Genomic DNA, 13,766 nt, shown 5'->3' with positions numbered 1-13,766 from the left:
CACACCCATTCACACTGACGAGGACCTCATGCGCGCGAAGTTGGGACGTATCGATCCCATCCTGATCCAGGCCACCATCGCAGCCGCCCTTTCCTTCGCGCACATCCACGACATCGCAGCCGCTGCCGGTCAGGACGGTTGGAAGGCGTGGGCATACCCAATCAGTGTCGACCTGCTGATGGTCATGGCCTGGCGTCGGATGCGGACGGGGGAGGAGCGCCGCGATAAGGGCATGGCGTGGTTCTGGTTTCTGCTCTCCCTGGCAACGTCGCTCGGCGCCAATGTCGGCACCTCCGGCGTCCTGGACCTGTCCGCTCTTCCGACGTGGCTGCGCATCCTCGTCGCGGGCTGGCCGGCGGTGGCGTTCCTTGGTGGCTCGCTGCTGGTGCACGACGCCAAGCCGGCGGAGGTGACCGAGGCACCCACGGAGGGCCCGCAGGAGGCCGTTGGAGCGCCTGACGAGGAGCCTGAGCCCCAACACCCCGAGGAGCCCGTGAAGGAGCCGGAGAAGCCCCTCCTGCGGACGTACGCGGAGGTTGCTGACGTCCTGAACGTCGCCCCGGAGACTGTCCGTGGGTGGAAAGCACAGGGAAAGATCATCAGCTACCCGGGTCAGGGCGCCAACAACGTTCTGGTTGACCTCCGGGAGTGCCAGAGTGTCAAGAGTCGTCGTTCCGTCAGCGTTTAGGAGAGATCGTGCGAGAAGAGATCGGGACCGTTAACGGAGATGCTCGGTTCGTGGTGTTCGCAGACGAGCCGTGGTGGAGCAAGGATCAGGTCTACGTAGTGGCCCTTACGTCCCCGACCACTCCGGAGGAGCTGACCCCCGCTCAGGCCCGCGAGCTGGCCGCCGCTCTGCTGCGTGCTGCGGACGAGGCGGAGGCGGGCAAGTGATCCACATTCACAAGTGGTCCAAGTGGGCCGACGTCCCGGTCCTGCACTCCTCCCCACTGCTCCGACTCCCTCCGAAGGTCGTCGACGGCCAGACGCGCCGATGCGAGCGTTGCGGCCGTCGAGAACTTCGCGCCATCTGAGCCCCACCCCTGAGCCCTCGTCGCACTCCGCGGCGGGGGCTTCGTGCGTTCCGGGTCAAGCAGCCTCCGCAACCTCCAGCGCGTCCCGGTACTCGCCGGTCCACTCCGCACGCTGCTGGTCGGCCGGAAGCCCCGACAAGCCGGCGCGGAGATGCTCGGCGGCGTCAGCGTGCTCACCGAGACCGAGGTGAGCCAGCCCGAGGCTCAACCGCTGAAACGTAGGCGTCAGCCAGTACGCCGTACCGGGCGGCTGATCTGCCGCAGCGTCAGCAAGGTTCGCGGCCTCGTCAAGCATCCGCCGCGCCTCGTCGGTGTGACCCAGCTCCGCGTAACCATGCGCAGCCTGGGTCGCGTCGCCCATGCGCTGGGCCGGATGAGCCCCAGGGGTGTGGTAGGCGGCGGAGAACCACCGTGTCACCGCCCTGGGCTGTTCGCGCTGACGGGCAACGTACCCGCGGAAATTCAGTGCCTGTGCAACCAGGGTCCCGGACTCTGCCTCGTCCGCCAGCTCCACGGCCTCGTCAAGCAGTATGAGCGCCCGTGCGTCGCTTCGAGCGGACGCATGGAGCCACCCCTCGAACTGCACCCACTCGGCCACGACGTCCGCCAGCGCGCCACGGTGCGGGCCGCCAGAGGATCGCAACAGGCTCCGGACGGTCGACGCTTGAGCCTGTGTGGCGGGAAGGACGGCCGTAGGGCCCACGGCATCGTCCAGGCGCCGCTGAGCCGCCAACACGTCAGCCAGTGCCCCGACGGTCCGGGCGTCCAGCCGGCTTGGCTGGGCTACCACTCGCTCAACCCTGTCGACAACGTCGGGGTCGGACAGGGGCGCCGCAAGTTCAACGAGCGTCCCCTCTGCCCCCAGCAGGTTGTCCAGCGCCTGGACCAGCTGCGGTGACGGCAGTTGTTTACCCGACAGAACTCGCGATAAGAACGCATGATCATACGAGAGCATTCGGGCTGCGGCCCGCATAGAGATCTTTCGTTCGCGCAGAGCCTGCCGCACGGTGAGTCCGAAATCCCCGCCAGTCATGGCACCAGCGTAGCCCGCGAACCCGGTCAGTCACCATGCAGTCACCAAGCAGTCACCACTAATCCTGCGATCGACGCGCAATGCTGGGGCTTCCAACGGCGAGGCTGATCAGTGAGGGGGAGGGTCCGTGACGTACGAACCCATTCCGGTTTCGGTGCGAATCAGTCCCTCCTCACGAAGTGCCTTCAGCACCTTCTGGGCCGTCACGGCAGCGATACCGAACTCACCCGTGATCGCGACAACGGACGGTACGCGGGCGCCTGGAGGGTAGGTTCCGTCAGCAATCCGGGCACGCAAGATGTCGGCCACCTGTCGCCATTTGGGCCGCGTCTCGTCCAGCTTGATGCTCACACGTCGGACCGTAGATGATCATGGTACGCCAGTGCGAGCGATAGACTGCCGCAGTGTTCTATAGCATGCTGTAGGCAAGCAAGGCCCCCGCGACCGTGCGACCGGTCCGGGGGTACGGCCAACGCTGAGTAGGAGCATCGACATGCATCAGACTAACCAGTTACCTCGGGAAGCTCACCTGGCGGACCCGCTGGACGCGCCACCGGAGCCGATCCCCAACTTCGGCTGTGAGACCTGCACAGCGTGGGGCCGTCGGCGGGAAGAAGCCCGTAAGGCCGGCGACCTGGCCACCGTGACCGACTGCAACGTTGAGATCCGGCGGCACAGATGACCGTCCGAACGCTGATACGCAGCGTCGTCCACACGCTACGGCAACACCCGGACACCATCACGTACGAAGCCGCATGCCTCCACTGCCCGTGGACCGCCCGGAAGTCGAAGAACGGCGGAGACGTCGACGCCGAATGCATGGAGCACGCCGGCCGCAGTAACCACCGCCAGTTCCGGCGGACGGTGACGGGGCTGGCCTTCGTCACCCGTGAAGGAGAAGACTCCGTACCGACACCCAGGGCGTCCCCCACGCCCGCTGACGGCTAGGTGCGGTCGCGCCCCCGATGGGCGCGGAACGAGGAGGTGGGGCCGATTTCACCCAGCGGCTCCATCTCCTCCCGCAGACCCGCGCGCTAGGGGCGTCACCTCCAGCGCGCGGAGGGCGGCAGGGGAGAGGTTGGCATGCCACCCCCTGCCGCTCGCGCATATACGGTCCCGGAGGAGGTAGACAGGTTCTGTGATGTGTCCTCACTGCCACACGGAGATGGTCACCGACGGCACCGACCGCCGGTGGTGTGCCACATGCCCTCGTGTCGGCCGGCCGGGAGAGACTCCCGACGCGATTGAACAGCGCGAGGCCGGACGCCTCCGGGCTCTGGCTCTTCTTGACGCCGCTCTGGGCCCGCGGGCAGTAGAGCGGGAATCGGACCGACAGATCCTCGAAGGGCTGGAAGCGACCATGGGTCAGGATATTCGAACAACCGGCTGCCCGAAATGCGGCGGTACGATGTACAAAACGGTGGATACGGATGCGAACGGCAACCCGACGAACGAATCGCAGTTCGTCTGTGGCGGCTGCGGACACATGATGTAGCCCTTCGGGGCCCACAGTCGAGCCCTCGCTCGTTCAGGGGATGGAACCCTGGAGGGGCGGGGGCTCTTTCGCGTGCGCGAGGCCCAGAGCTGCGGTAGGGTAGCAACGTTGGCGCTTCTACCGTTCCGACCACTATCTGCGCATGGGAGGGGGCGACGGTCTCCCCGGCCCGACGGACGCCTGGATCACCCTCGCCGGACTGGCGCGCGAGACCAAGCGGATCCGCCTCGGCACGCTGATGACGGCAGGGACGTTCCGCCTCCCCGGCGTGCTCGCCATCCAGGTGGCACAGGTCGACCAGATGTCCGGCGGCCGTGTCGAACTCGGCCTGGGCGCCGGCTGGTTCGAGGATGAGCACAAGGCGTACGGCATTCCGTTCCCGCAGGAGAAGTTCGGCCGGCTGGAGGAGCAGCTGGCGATCATCACCGGGCTGTGGTCGACCGAGGTCGGCAAGACGTTCAGCTACGACGGCACGTACTACCAGCTCAGCGACTCGCCCGCACTGCCGAAGCCGGCGCAGGCCAAGGTGCCGGTGCTGATCGGCGGGCACGGCGCGAAGCGCACGCCGAGGCTCGCCGCCCAGTACGCCGATGAGTTCAATATCCCCTTCGCCGGTCTGGAGGACAGCGAGCAGCAGTTCGGCCGGGTCAGGGAAGCGGCCGCGGCGGCGGGCCGGAGGCCGGACGACCTGGTGTACTCCAACGCCCTGGTCGTCTGTGTCGGCAAGGGCGATGCCGAGGTGGCGCGCCGTGCCGCCGTCATCGGACGGGACGTGTCGGAGCTCAAGGCGAACGGCCTGGCGGGCTCGCCCGCCGAAGTGGTGGACAAGATCGGCCGGTTCGAGGCCATCGGCGCTTCGAGGATCTACCTCCAGGTGCTGGATCTCGATGACCTGGACCACCTGGAGCTGATCTCGTCGCAGGTCCGGTCCCAGCTCACCTGAGACCGGAGGAACACCCGTGCAGCCCGCCCACGATCCCGGCCGTGACGTCCACGCCTCCAGTTGTGATGCCCGCGCCTCGGGCCGGCCGTTCGCCGGGACGCCGTCCCGGCCCCTCGCGGCCGCCCTCGCGGCGGGGACGGTCCTGCTCGACGGTGGCCTCTCCAACCAGCTGGAGTCGCAGGGCTGCGATCTGTCCGACGCGCTGTGGTCCGCGAGGCTGCTAGCCGACGGGCCCGAGCAGATCGAACAGGCGCACACGGCGTATGTGCGAGCGGGTGCGCAGGTGTTGATCACCGCCAGTTATCAGGCGAGTTTCGAAGGGTTCGGGCGGCGCGGGGCCGGGTGGGCGGAGGCCGCCGCGCTGTTCGCCCGCAGTGTGGAGCTGGCCCGGCGTGCGGCCGCTTCGGTGGAGCGGGACGTGTGGGTCGCCGCCTCGGTCGGCCCGTACGGGGCGGTGACGGCGGACGGCGCCGAGTACCGGGGCCGGTACGGGCTCTCGGTCCGGGAGCTGGAACGCTTCCACCGCCCCCGGATCGAGGCGCTGGCCGCCGCAGGGCCCGACGCGCTGGCACTGGAGACGGTGCCGGACACCGATGAGGCGGAGGCGCTCCTGCGGGTCGCGGAGGGGACCGGGCTGCCGGTCTGGCTCTCCTACACCGTGGCGCGCGGGGAGACCAGGGCAGGGCAGTCGCTGGAGGAGGCGTTCGGCCTCGCGGCGGGGTACGGACGGGTGGTGGCGGTCGGGGTGAACTGCTGCGATCCGGCAGAGGCGGACCTCGCGGTGCGGACGGCGGCGGAGGTGAGCGGGAAGCCGGTCGTGGTCTACCCGAACAGCGGGGAGCACTGGGATGCCGGGGGACGGGGATGGACCGGAGGCGCCACGTTCGATCCCGGCCGGGTCCGGGCCTGGCGGGCGGCGGGTGCCCGGCTGGTCGGAGGCTGCTGCCGGGTCGGTCCGGACACCATCGGGGAGCTGGCCGCGCTGCTCGCCGCACCGTCGGCGAACCACCGGGAGGGAGGGCGGGAAGGAGGGCGGGAAGAACCGGAGCCGGGCTGAAATTGCCTGGTGGGAGGGAGCGAACCGGACCATAATCGGGCGCGTGTTCCTGACGATCAGTACAACCGGCAACCCGGAGCGTCCCGCCACCGATCTCGGATTCCTGCTGCACAAGCATCCCGAGAAGGCGCAGACGTATTCCACCTCCCACGGCACCGCGCACGTCTTCTATCCCGAGGCGTCCGCGGAGCGCTGCACGGCGGCGCTGCTGCTGGAGGTGGACCCCGTGGCGCTGGTGCGCAAGGGCAAGGGCAAGGGCAAGGGCAAGGGCCGGAGCGGTGCCCCCGACGCGGCACTCGCCCAGTACGTCAACGACCGCCCGTACGCCGCCTCCTCGCTGCTGTCCGTCGCGATGAGCACCGTCTTCAAGTCCGCGCTGAGCGGCACCTGTCGGGCGATGCCCGAGCGGGCCGAGGCGACGCTGCCGCTGCGGATCGAGGTGCCCGCACTGCCGGCCCGTGGTGGTGCCGAGCTGGTGCGGGGGCTCTTCGGTCCGCTCGGCTGGTCGCGGGTGGACGCGGTGGCCGTACCGCTCGACGAGCGGTTCCCCGAGTGGGGGGACTCGCGGTACGTACGGCTCGTGCTGGAGGGCGAGTTGCGGCTGGCGGACGCGCTGCGGCAGCTGTACGTCCTGCTGCCGGTGCTCGACGACGCGAAGCACTACTGGGTGGCGCCGGACGAGGTGGACAAGCTGCTGCGCGCGGGTGAGGGCTGGCTGGCCGACCACCCCGAGCAGAAGCTGATCACCAGCCGTTATCTGGCCCGGCGCTGGGGGCTGACGAGGCAGGCGATGGAGCGGCTGGAGCTGGTCCGGCTCGCGGAGTCGGACGACCTCGACGTCGAGAGCGTCGACAACGCGGTCGACGAGACGACCGACACGGAGGAGCGGCCGGTGCCGCTCGCGGAGCAGCGGCGGACCGCGATCCTGGCCGCGTTGGACGGCGCCGGAGCGAGCCGGGTGCTCGACCTGGGCTGTGGACAGGGCCAGTTGGTACAGGCCCTGCTGAAGGACGTGCGTTTCACAGAGATCGTCGGGGTCGACGTCTCGATGCGCGCCCTCACCGTGGCCTCGCGCCGGCTGAAGCTGGACCGGATGGGGGAGCGGCAGGCCGCTCGCGTGACGCTTCAGCAGGGCTCGCTCACGTACACGGACAAGCGGCTCAAGGGGTACGACGCGGCGGTGCTCAGCGAGGTCATCGAGCATCTCGACCTGCCTCGGCTGCCCGCGCTGGAGTACGCGGTGTTCGGCTCTGCCCGGCCCCGCACCGTCCTGGTGACCACGCCGAACGTCGAGTACAACGTCCGCTGGGAGACGCTCCCGGCCGGGCACGTCCGGCACGGCGACCACCGCTTCGAATGGACCCGGGCCGAATTCCGGGACTGGGCCGGCCAAGTGGCCCGCCGGCACGGGTACGGGGTGGAGTTCGTGCCCGTCGGACCCGACGACCCGGAGGTGGGGCCGCCCACCCAGATGGCCGTGTTCACCATGACCGCGGCCGACGAGAAGGAGAAGGAGGCGAAAGCCGCATGAGCGGGACCAACGACAGCGCCGGTGACAGCACCGACGACAGCACCAGCCGGAGCGTCCCGCGCGTCCTGCCGGTGACCGACCTCTCCCTCGTGGTCCTCATCGGGGCGAGCGGCTCGGGCAAGTCCACCTTCGCGCACCGGCACTTCAGGCCGACCGAGATCATCTCCTCGGACTTCTGCCGGGGACTGGTCGCCGACGACGAGAACGACCAGAGCGCCAGCCGGGACGCCTTCGACGTCCTGCACTACATCGCGGGCAAGCGGCTGGCCGCCGGACGGCTGACCGTCGTCGACGCCACGAACGTCCAGCCCGAGAGCCGCCGGCAGCTGGTGAAGCTGGCCCGGGAACACGACGTGCTGCCCATCGCGATCGTGCTGGACCTGCCGGAGGAGGTCTGCCAGGCACGCAACGCCGCCCGCCCCGACCGGGCGGGCATGGGCCGCCATGTCGTCCAGCGCCACCGCCGCGAGCTGCGCCGCTCGCTGCGCGGACTGGAGCGCGAGGGCTTCCGCAAGGTCCACATCCTGCGCACTGAGGGCGAGGCCGCTCACGCCGAAGTGGTGCGGGAGCGCCGCTACAACGACCTCCGCCACCTCACCGGACCGTTCGACATCATCGGAGACATCCACGGCTGCAGCTCCGAGCTGGAGACCCTCCTCGGCAAGCTCGGCTACGCGGACGGAGCGCACCCGGAGGGACGTACCGCGGTCTTCGTCGGAGACCTCGTCGACCGCGGACCCGACAGCCCCGGCGTGCTGCGCCGCGTGATGTCGATGGTGTCGGACGGCAACGCGCTCTGCGTGCCCGGCAACCACGAGAACAAACTCGGCCGCTACCTCAAGGGCCGCAAGGTGCACCAGACCCACGGACTCGCGGAGACCGTCGAGCAACTGGAGCGGGAGGACACCAAGGACCCGGAGTTCCGGAAGCGGGTCGGTGAGTTCATCGACGGGCTCGTCAGCCACTACGTGCTGGACGGCGGCAAGCTGGTCGTCTGCCACGCCGGGCTGCCGGAGAAGTACCACGGGCGCACCTCCGGAAGGGTCCGCTCGCACGCGCTGTACGGCGACACCACGGGCGAGACCGACGAGTTCGGCCTGCCGGTGCGCTACCCGTGGGCGGAGGACTACCGGGGCCGGGCCACCGTCGTCTACGGCCACACCCCCGTACCCACCACCTCCTGGGTCAACAACACCATCTGCCTGGACACCGGCGCCGTCTTCGGCGGAAAGATGACCGCGCTGCGCTGGCCGGAGCGTGAACTCGTCGACGTACCGGCCGAGCGGGTCTGGTACGAGCCGGTGAAGCCGCTGGCCTCCGAGGCGCCGGGCGGCCACGAGGGCCGTCCGCTGGACCTCGGCGATGTGAGCGGCCGGCGGATCGTGGAGACCCGGCACATGGGCCGGATCGCGGTGCGCGAGGAGAACGCGGCGGCCGCGCTGGAGGTCATGAGCCGGTTCGCCGTCGACCCCCGGCTGCTGGCCTACCTGCCGCCGACCATGGCGCCGACGGCCACCTCGAAGGAGGAGGGCTATCTGGAGCACCCGGCAGAGGCGTTCGCGCAGTACCGGGCGGACGGCGTGGCCAGGGTGGTCTGCGAGGAGAAGCACATGGGCTCGCGGGCGGTCGCCCTGGTCTGCCGGGACGCCGACGTGGCGCGGGAGCGCTTCGGGACGGGGGACGCCGGTTCCGGTAGCGCAGGAGACGGCCCGACGGGCGCCCTGCACACCCGCACCGGGCGCCCGTTCCTGGACGACGCCGCGCTGACCGAGGTGGTCCTCGGCCGGCTGCGTGCCGCCGTCACCGCCGCCGGGCTCTGGGAGGAGTGGGACACCGACTGGGTACTGCTCGACGCCGAGCTGATGCCCTGGTCCCTCAAGGCGGCCGGACTGCTCCGCTCGCAGTACGCGGCGGTCGGCGCCGCGTCCGGCGCCGTCCTCCCCGCGGCGGAGGCCGCCCTCGCCGCAGCGGCGGAGCGCGGCATCGACGTCGGCGCGCTCGCGGACCGGCAGCGCGGCCGGGCGGAGGACGCGGCAGCGTTCACCGAGGCCTACCGCCGTTACTGCTGGAGCACCGAGGGGCTGGACGGAGTGCGGCTGGCACCGTTCCAGGTCCTCGCGGTGCAGGGCCGCTCGCTCGCCACCGTTCCCCATGACGAGCAACTGGGCTGGCTGGACCGGCTGGTGGAGCACGACCCCACGGGGCTGCTCCAGGTCACCCGAAGCATCGTCGTCGACACCGCCGACGAGGCTTCGGTGCGCTCCGGCACCGACTGGTGGCGGGAGATGACCGGCCGGGGCGGCGAGGGCATGGTGGTCAAGCCGCTCGGTGCGTTCGCCAGGGACGACAAGGGGCGGCTGGTCCAGCCGGGCATCAAGGTGCGCGGCCGGGAGTACCTGCGGATCATCTACGGACCGGAGTACACCCGCCCGGAGAACCTGGAGCGGCTGCGCGGCCGGTTCCTCGGCCACAAGCGCTCGCTCGCCCTGCGCGAGTACGCCCTGGGGCTCGAAGCCCTGGACCGGCTGGCCGGTGGCGAACCGCTGTGGCGGGTGCACGAGGCGGTGTTCGCGGTGCTGGCCCTGGAGTCGGAGCCGGTGGACCCCCGCCTGTAGTGCCGGTGGACCCTCGCCCGTAGTGCCGGTCCGCGCAGAACCGGCAGGCGATTCGCCGGGTGAACGGCGCTCCGCGCGGTGAGGATGTGGGTATGGGATTCCATGTCGACTCCGAGGCCGGGCGGCTGCGCCGCGTCATCCTGCACCGCCCCGGTCTGGAACTGAAACGGCTCACCCCGAGCAACAAGGACGCGCTGCTCTTCGACGATGTGCTCTGGGTGCGCCGGGCCCGCCAGGAGCACGACGGGTTCGCGGACGTGCTGCGCGACCGCGGGGTGGAGGTGCATCTCTTCGGGGACCTGCTCCAGGAGTCGCTGGAGATTCCGGTGGCCCGGCGCCTCGTCCTGGACCGGGTCTTCGAGGAGAAGGAGTACGGCCCGCTCGCCACCGAACATCTGCGGGCCGCCTTCGAGGAGCTGACCGCCGCCGAGCTCTGCGAGGCGCTGGTCGGCGGGATGACCAAACGGGAGTTCCTGGGGCGGTTCCGGGAGCCGACCTCGGTCCGCTTCCACGTCATGGATCTGGACGACTTCCTGCTCGGGCCGCTGCCGAACCACCTCTTCACCCGTGACACCTCGGCGTGGATCTACGACGGGGTGTCGATCAACGCCATGCGCTGGCCGGCCCGGCAGCGCGAGACCGTCCACTTCGAGGCGATCTACGGCCACCATCCGCTCTTCACCGGCCCCGACGCGGGCGCCTTCCACCACTGGTCGCAGGGGCAGGACGACTACCCCTCCACCATCGAGGGCGGCGACGTCCTGGTCATCGGCCGGGGCGCCGTCCTCATCGGGATGAGTGAGCGCACCACCCCGCAGGCGGTGGAGATGCTGGCCCGCGGGCTCTTCGACGCCGGGTCGGCCCGGACGATCGTGGCGCTCGACATGCCCAAGAGCCGGGCCTTCATGCACCTCGACACCGTGATGACGATGGTCGACGGGGACACCTTCACCAAATACGCGGGCCTGGGGATGCTCCGCTCGTACACCATCGAACCGGGAGACGGCCCGCGCGATCTCAAGGTCACCGACCATCCGCCGGAGCACATGCACCGCGCCATCGCGGAGGCGCTGGGGCTGGACTCGATCCGGGTCCTCACCGCCACCCAGGACGTGCACGCCGCCGAGCGCGAGCAGTGGGACGACGGCTGCAACGTGCTGGCCGTCGAACCGGGCGTCGTCGTCGCCTACGAGCGCAACGCCACCACCAACGCCCACCTGCGCAAGGAGGGGATCGAGGTCATCGAGATCCGCGGCAGCGAACTGGGCCGGGGCCGGGGCGGGCCCCGCTGCATGAGCTGCCCCGTGGTGCGCGATCCGGTGTAGCGCGGGACCGGCGGGAGGGCGCCCCCAAGGTCCTGTATAGCGATGCATTGCATCGTATAGACTTCCAGGGTTACCGTATGCGTCCCCCCGCCCGACCCAGGAGCAGTCACCATGGCCATAGACCTCGCAGGCCGCCACTTCGTCAAGGAGCTGGACTTCACGGCCGAGGAGTTCCGCGGCCTGATCGACCTGGCCGCCGAGCTGAAGGCCGCGAAGAAGGCGGGGGCCGAGGTACGGCGGCTGCGCGGCCGGAACATCGCGCTGATCTTCGAAAAGACCTCGACCCGTACCCGGTGTGCGTTCGAGGTGGCCGCCGCCGACCAGGGTGCGGCCACCACGTACCTCGACCCGTCCGGCTCCCAGATGGGGCACAAGGAGTCGGTGAAGGACACCGCGCGCGTCCTTGGCCGGATGTTCGACGGGATCGAGTACCGGGGCGACAGCCAGGCGGCCATCGAGGAGCTGGCGGAGTACGGCGGGGTGCCGGTCTTCAACGGGCTCTCCGACGACTGGCACCCCACCCAGATGCTCGCCGACTGCCTCACCATGACCGAGCACAGCACGAAGCCGCTGGAGCGGATCGCCTTCGCCTACCTCGGTGACGCCCGGTTCAACATGGGCAACTCCTACCTGGTCACCGGCGCCCTGCTGGGCATGGACGTGCGGATCGTCGCGCCGAAGGCCTACTGGCCCGCCGACGGGATCGTCGCGGAGGCCCGCAGGCTCGCGGAGACAAGCGGGGCGACCGTCACGCTCACCGAGGACATCGCAGAGGGCGTGCGCGGCGCCGACTTCATCGCCACCGACGTCTGGGTCTCGATGGGGGAGCCCAAGGAGGTCTGGGACGAGCGCATCACCGCCCTCGCGCCGTACGCCGTCACCATGGACGTCCTGCGGGCCAGCGGCAACCCCGGCGTGAAGTTCCTGCACTGCCTCCCGGCCTACCACGACCTGGGCACCAAGGTGGGACGGGAGATCCACGCCCGGCACGGGCTGACCGAGCTGGAGGTCAGCGACGAGGTCTTCGAGTCGGCCCACTCGGTCGTCTTCGACGAGGCGGAGAACCGGATGCACACGATCAAGGCGGTGCTGGTCGCGACGCTGGCCGGGCGCTGATCGGTACAGACCGCATGTTCATGCGCTCAATTGGGTGAACATGCGCATGGGTACCTATTATGGTCCCGTCGGTGGGGTTCGAGCTCGCACGCTCGAACCCCATTTCCGTGCGCCCCACCGGTCCCCACGGCCCCCGGCGCACTCCCCCCGCATGTGCCACCAGAGATGAGAACAGCCCCGTGAGCCCCCTGCGTCTGCCCGGACCGCCGTACCGCGTCAAGGACCCCCACCAGCTGATCGCGGAGTCGGGGTCCGACCTGGAGGGGCACGGCCTCAAGCGCACCATGGGGCTCTTCCAGCTGGTGTGCTTCGGAGTCGGCGCCGTCGTCGGCACCGGCATCTTCGTCGGCCTCTCCGACAGCGTGGCCGAGGCAGGCCCGGCCGTCGTGCTGTCCTTCGTACTCGCGGCGATCACCTGCATCTTCACCGCCTTCTCCTTCGCCGAGCTGGGCAGCGCGATCCCGGTGTCCGGCAGTTCGTACTCCTTCGCCTACGCCACCCTCGGCGAACTCGTCGCCTTCCTCGTCGGCTGGTGCCTGCTCCTGGAGTACGGGGTATCCGTCTCCGCCGTGGCGGTGGGCTGGAGCCAGTACGTGAACGAGCTGCTCGACAGCCTGTTCGGACGGCAGCTGCCCATCGCGCTCTCCTCCGGACCCGGTGACGGCGGCGTGATCAACCTGCCCGCGGTCATCGTCGTCATGATGGCCGCCACCCTGCTGGTGCGGGGCATCCGGGAGAGCGCCGGAGCCACCGCCGCGATGGCGGTCCTCAAGATCACCGTCCTGGTGATGTTCTGCGCCATCGCCTTCACCGCCTTCGAGCACGGCAACCTCACCCCGTTCGCGGCGCACGGCGCGGGTGGGGTCACCGCGGGGGCGTCGCTGGCGTTCTTCTCGTACATCGGGTTCGACGCCATCACCACCGCGGGCGAGGAGGTCAAGAACCCCCGGCGCAACATCCCGGTCGCGATCATGATCTGCATCGGGCTGGTCACGCTGCTCTACTGCGCGGTCGCCCTCGCCGCCCTCGGCCCGGACGCCGTGTCGGACAAGCCGGCCGCGCTCTCGCTGATCGTCGACCAGGTCACCGGCTCGACGGTCGGCGGCGGGATCATCGCCTTCGGGGCGATCGTCGCCATCGCCTCGGTCGTCCTCGCGGTGATGTACGGGCAGACCCGCATCCTCATGTCGATGTCGCGCGACGGCTTGGTCCCGAGGGTCTTCGAACGGGTCTCGCCGCGCACCTCGACACCGGTGGCCAACACCTGGATCGTGGCCACCGTCTTCGCCGTCCCCGCCGCCTTCTCGTCACTCGACGTGGTGGTGAACGTGACGACCATCGGCACGCTCGCCACCATGGTCGCGGTCAACATCGCGGTGATCGTCCTGCGCCGCCGCAACCCCGAGGTGCGGGGCGCCCTCCGGATCCCGCTGCACCCGGTCGGCCCGCTGCTCGGGGTCGGCTTCTGCGTCTACCTGATGTACGGGACCGGCTGGACGACCTGGGCGCAGTTCGCGGTGTTCCTCGCGGCCGGTGCGGTGCTGTACGCCTGCTACGGCCGAAGCCGGTCACGTCTGGCGGGCCGGACCGGGGCCTGATCCGTACGGAACGCGTCAG

The 13,766-nt window shown here is 70.0% G+C and carries 10 protein-coding genes and 1 pseudogene; 9 read left to right on the top strand and 2 right to left on the bottom strand.

All coding sequences use genetic code 11. The features are described from left to right. The first annotated feature begins 28 nt into the window (after positions 1 to 28). Together RLT59_RS07230 and RLT59_RS07225 are read left to right on the top strand one after the other, a co-directional pair. Positions 29 to 688, top strand: coding sequence for a DUF2637 domain-containing protein (locus tag RLT59_RS07230; RefSeq protein WP_311302641.1), 660 nt, complete (start codon positions 29 to 31; stop codon positions 686 to 688). A gap of 50 nt (positions 689 to 738) precedes the next feature. After that, a complete protein-coding gene (locus RLT59_RS07225) occupies positions 739 to 894 on the top strand; it encodes a hypothetical protein (protein ID WP_311302640.1) in 156 nt (51 codons plus the stop codon). 195 nt (positions 895 to 1,089) lie between these two features. On the opposite strand, the gene RLT59_RS07220 is transcribed toward RLT59_RS07225, so the two are convergent. Next, positions 1,090 to 2,067, bottom strand: a complete 978-nt coding sequence (locus RLT59_RS07220; RefSeq protein ID WP_311302639.1) for a helix-turn-helix domain-containing protein — start codon at positions 2,065 to 2,067, stop codon at positions 1,090 to 1,092. 108 nt (positions 2,068 to 2,175) lie between these two features. Next, positions 2,176 to 2,418: a GntR family transcriptional regulator gene (locus RLT59_RS07215; RefSeq protein WP_311302638.1), complete on the bottom strand. Its 243-nt coding sequence runs from the start codon at positions 2,416 to 2,418 to the stop codon at positions 2,176 to 2,178. A 1,259-nt stretch (positions 2,419 to 3,677) separates the two neighbouring features. Between RLT59_RS07215 and RLT59_RS07210 the strand changes: the two are divergent. From RLT59_RS07210 to RLT59_RS07180, 7 genes and pseudogenes are all read left to right on the top strand, one after another. Continuing rightward, positions 3,678 to 4,505, top strand: a pseudogene (locus RLT59_RS07210) (LLM class F420-dependent oxidoreductase); the annotation flags it as partial. Between the two features lie 16 nt (positions 4,506 to 4,521). Continuing rightward, the gene (mmuM, locus tag RLT59_RS07205; protein WP_311302637.1) at positions 4,522 to 5,562 is read left to right on the top strand and encodes a homocysteine S-methyltransferase; all 1,041 of its coding nucleotides are present in this window, start codon (positions 4,522 to 4,524) and stop codon (positions 5,560 to 5,562) included. 43 nt (positions 5,563 to 5,605) lie between these two features. Beyond that, the gene (locus tag RLT59_RS07200) at positions 5,606 to 7,093 is read left to right on the top strand and encodes a 3' terminal RNA ribose 2'-O-methyltransferase Hen1 (RefSeq protein ID WP_311302636.1); all 1,488 of its coding nucleotides are present in this window, start codon (positions 5,606 to 5,608) and stop codon (positions 7,091 to 7,093) included. Then, complete coding sequence (locus tag RLT59_RS07195; protein WP_311302635.1) at positions 7,090 to 9,708, top strand: polynucleotide kinase-phosphatase; 2,619 nt, start codon at positions 7,090 to 7,092, stop codon at positions 9,706 to 9,708. Before RLT59_RS07200 ends, RLT59_RS07195 begins: the two co-directional genes overlap by 4 nt. 92 nt (positions 9,709 to 9,800) lie before the next feature. Further along, positions 9,801 to 11,033, top strand: coding sequence for an arginine deiminase (locus tag RLT59_RS07190; RefSeq protein ID WP_311302634.1), 1,233 nt, complete (start codon positions 9,801 to 9,803; stop codon positions 11,031 to 11,033). A gap of 111 nt (positions 11,034 to 11,144) precedes the next feature. Further along, a complete protein-coding gene (argF, locus tag RLT59_RS07185) occupies positions 11,145 to 12,149 on the top strand; it encodes an ornithine carbamoyltransferase (protein ID WP_311302633.1) in 1,005 nt (334 codons plus the stop codon). Positions 12,150 to 12,328: 179 nt separating this feature from the next. Next, positions 12,329 to 13,747, top strand: coding sequence for an amino acid permease (locus RLT59_RS07180; RefSeq protein WP_311302632.1), 1,419 nt, complete (start codon positions 12,329 to 12,331; stop codon positions 13,745 to 13,747). Positions 13,748 to 13,766: the final 19 nt, after the last annotated feature.

The sequence above is a fragment of the Streptomyces sp. ITFR-6 genome (assembly GCF_031844725.1).
Taxonomy (GTDB): domain Bacteria; phylum Actinomycetota; class Actinomycetes; order Streptomycetales; family Streptomycetaceae; genus Streptomyces.
This window is presented reverse-complemented; position numbering and strand designations above follow the sequence as displayed.

Excerpts from the sequence above, each read along its gene's own strand:
- RLT59_RS07230 (WP_311302641.1), top strand. The coding sequence starts at position 29 with ATGCGCGCGAAGTTGGGACGTATCGATCCCATCCTGATCCAGGCCACC.
- RLT59_RS07220 (WP_311302639.1), bottom strand. The coding sequence starts at position 2,067 with ATGACTGGCGGGGATTTCGGACTCACCGTGCGGCAGGCTCTGCGCGAA.
- RLT59_RS07195 (WP_311302635.1), top strand. The coding sequence starts at position 7,090 with ATGAGCGGGACCAACGACAGCGCCGGTGACAGCACCGACGACAGCACC.
- RLT59_RS07190 (WP_311302634.1), top strand. The coding sequence starts at position 9,801 with ATGGGATTCCATGTCGACTCCGAGGCCGGGCGGCTGCGCCGCGTCATC.
- argF (WP_311302633.1), top strand. The coding sequence starts at position 11,145 with ATGGCCATAGACCTCGCAGGCCGCCACTTCGTCAAGGAGCTGGACTTC.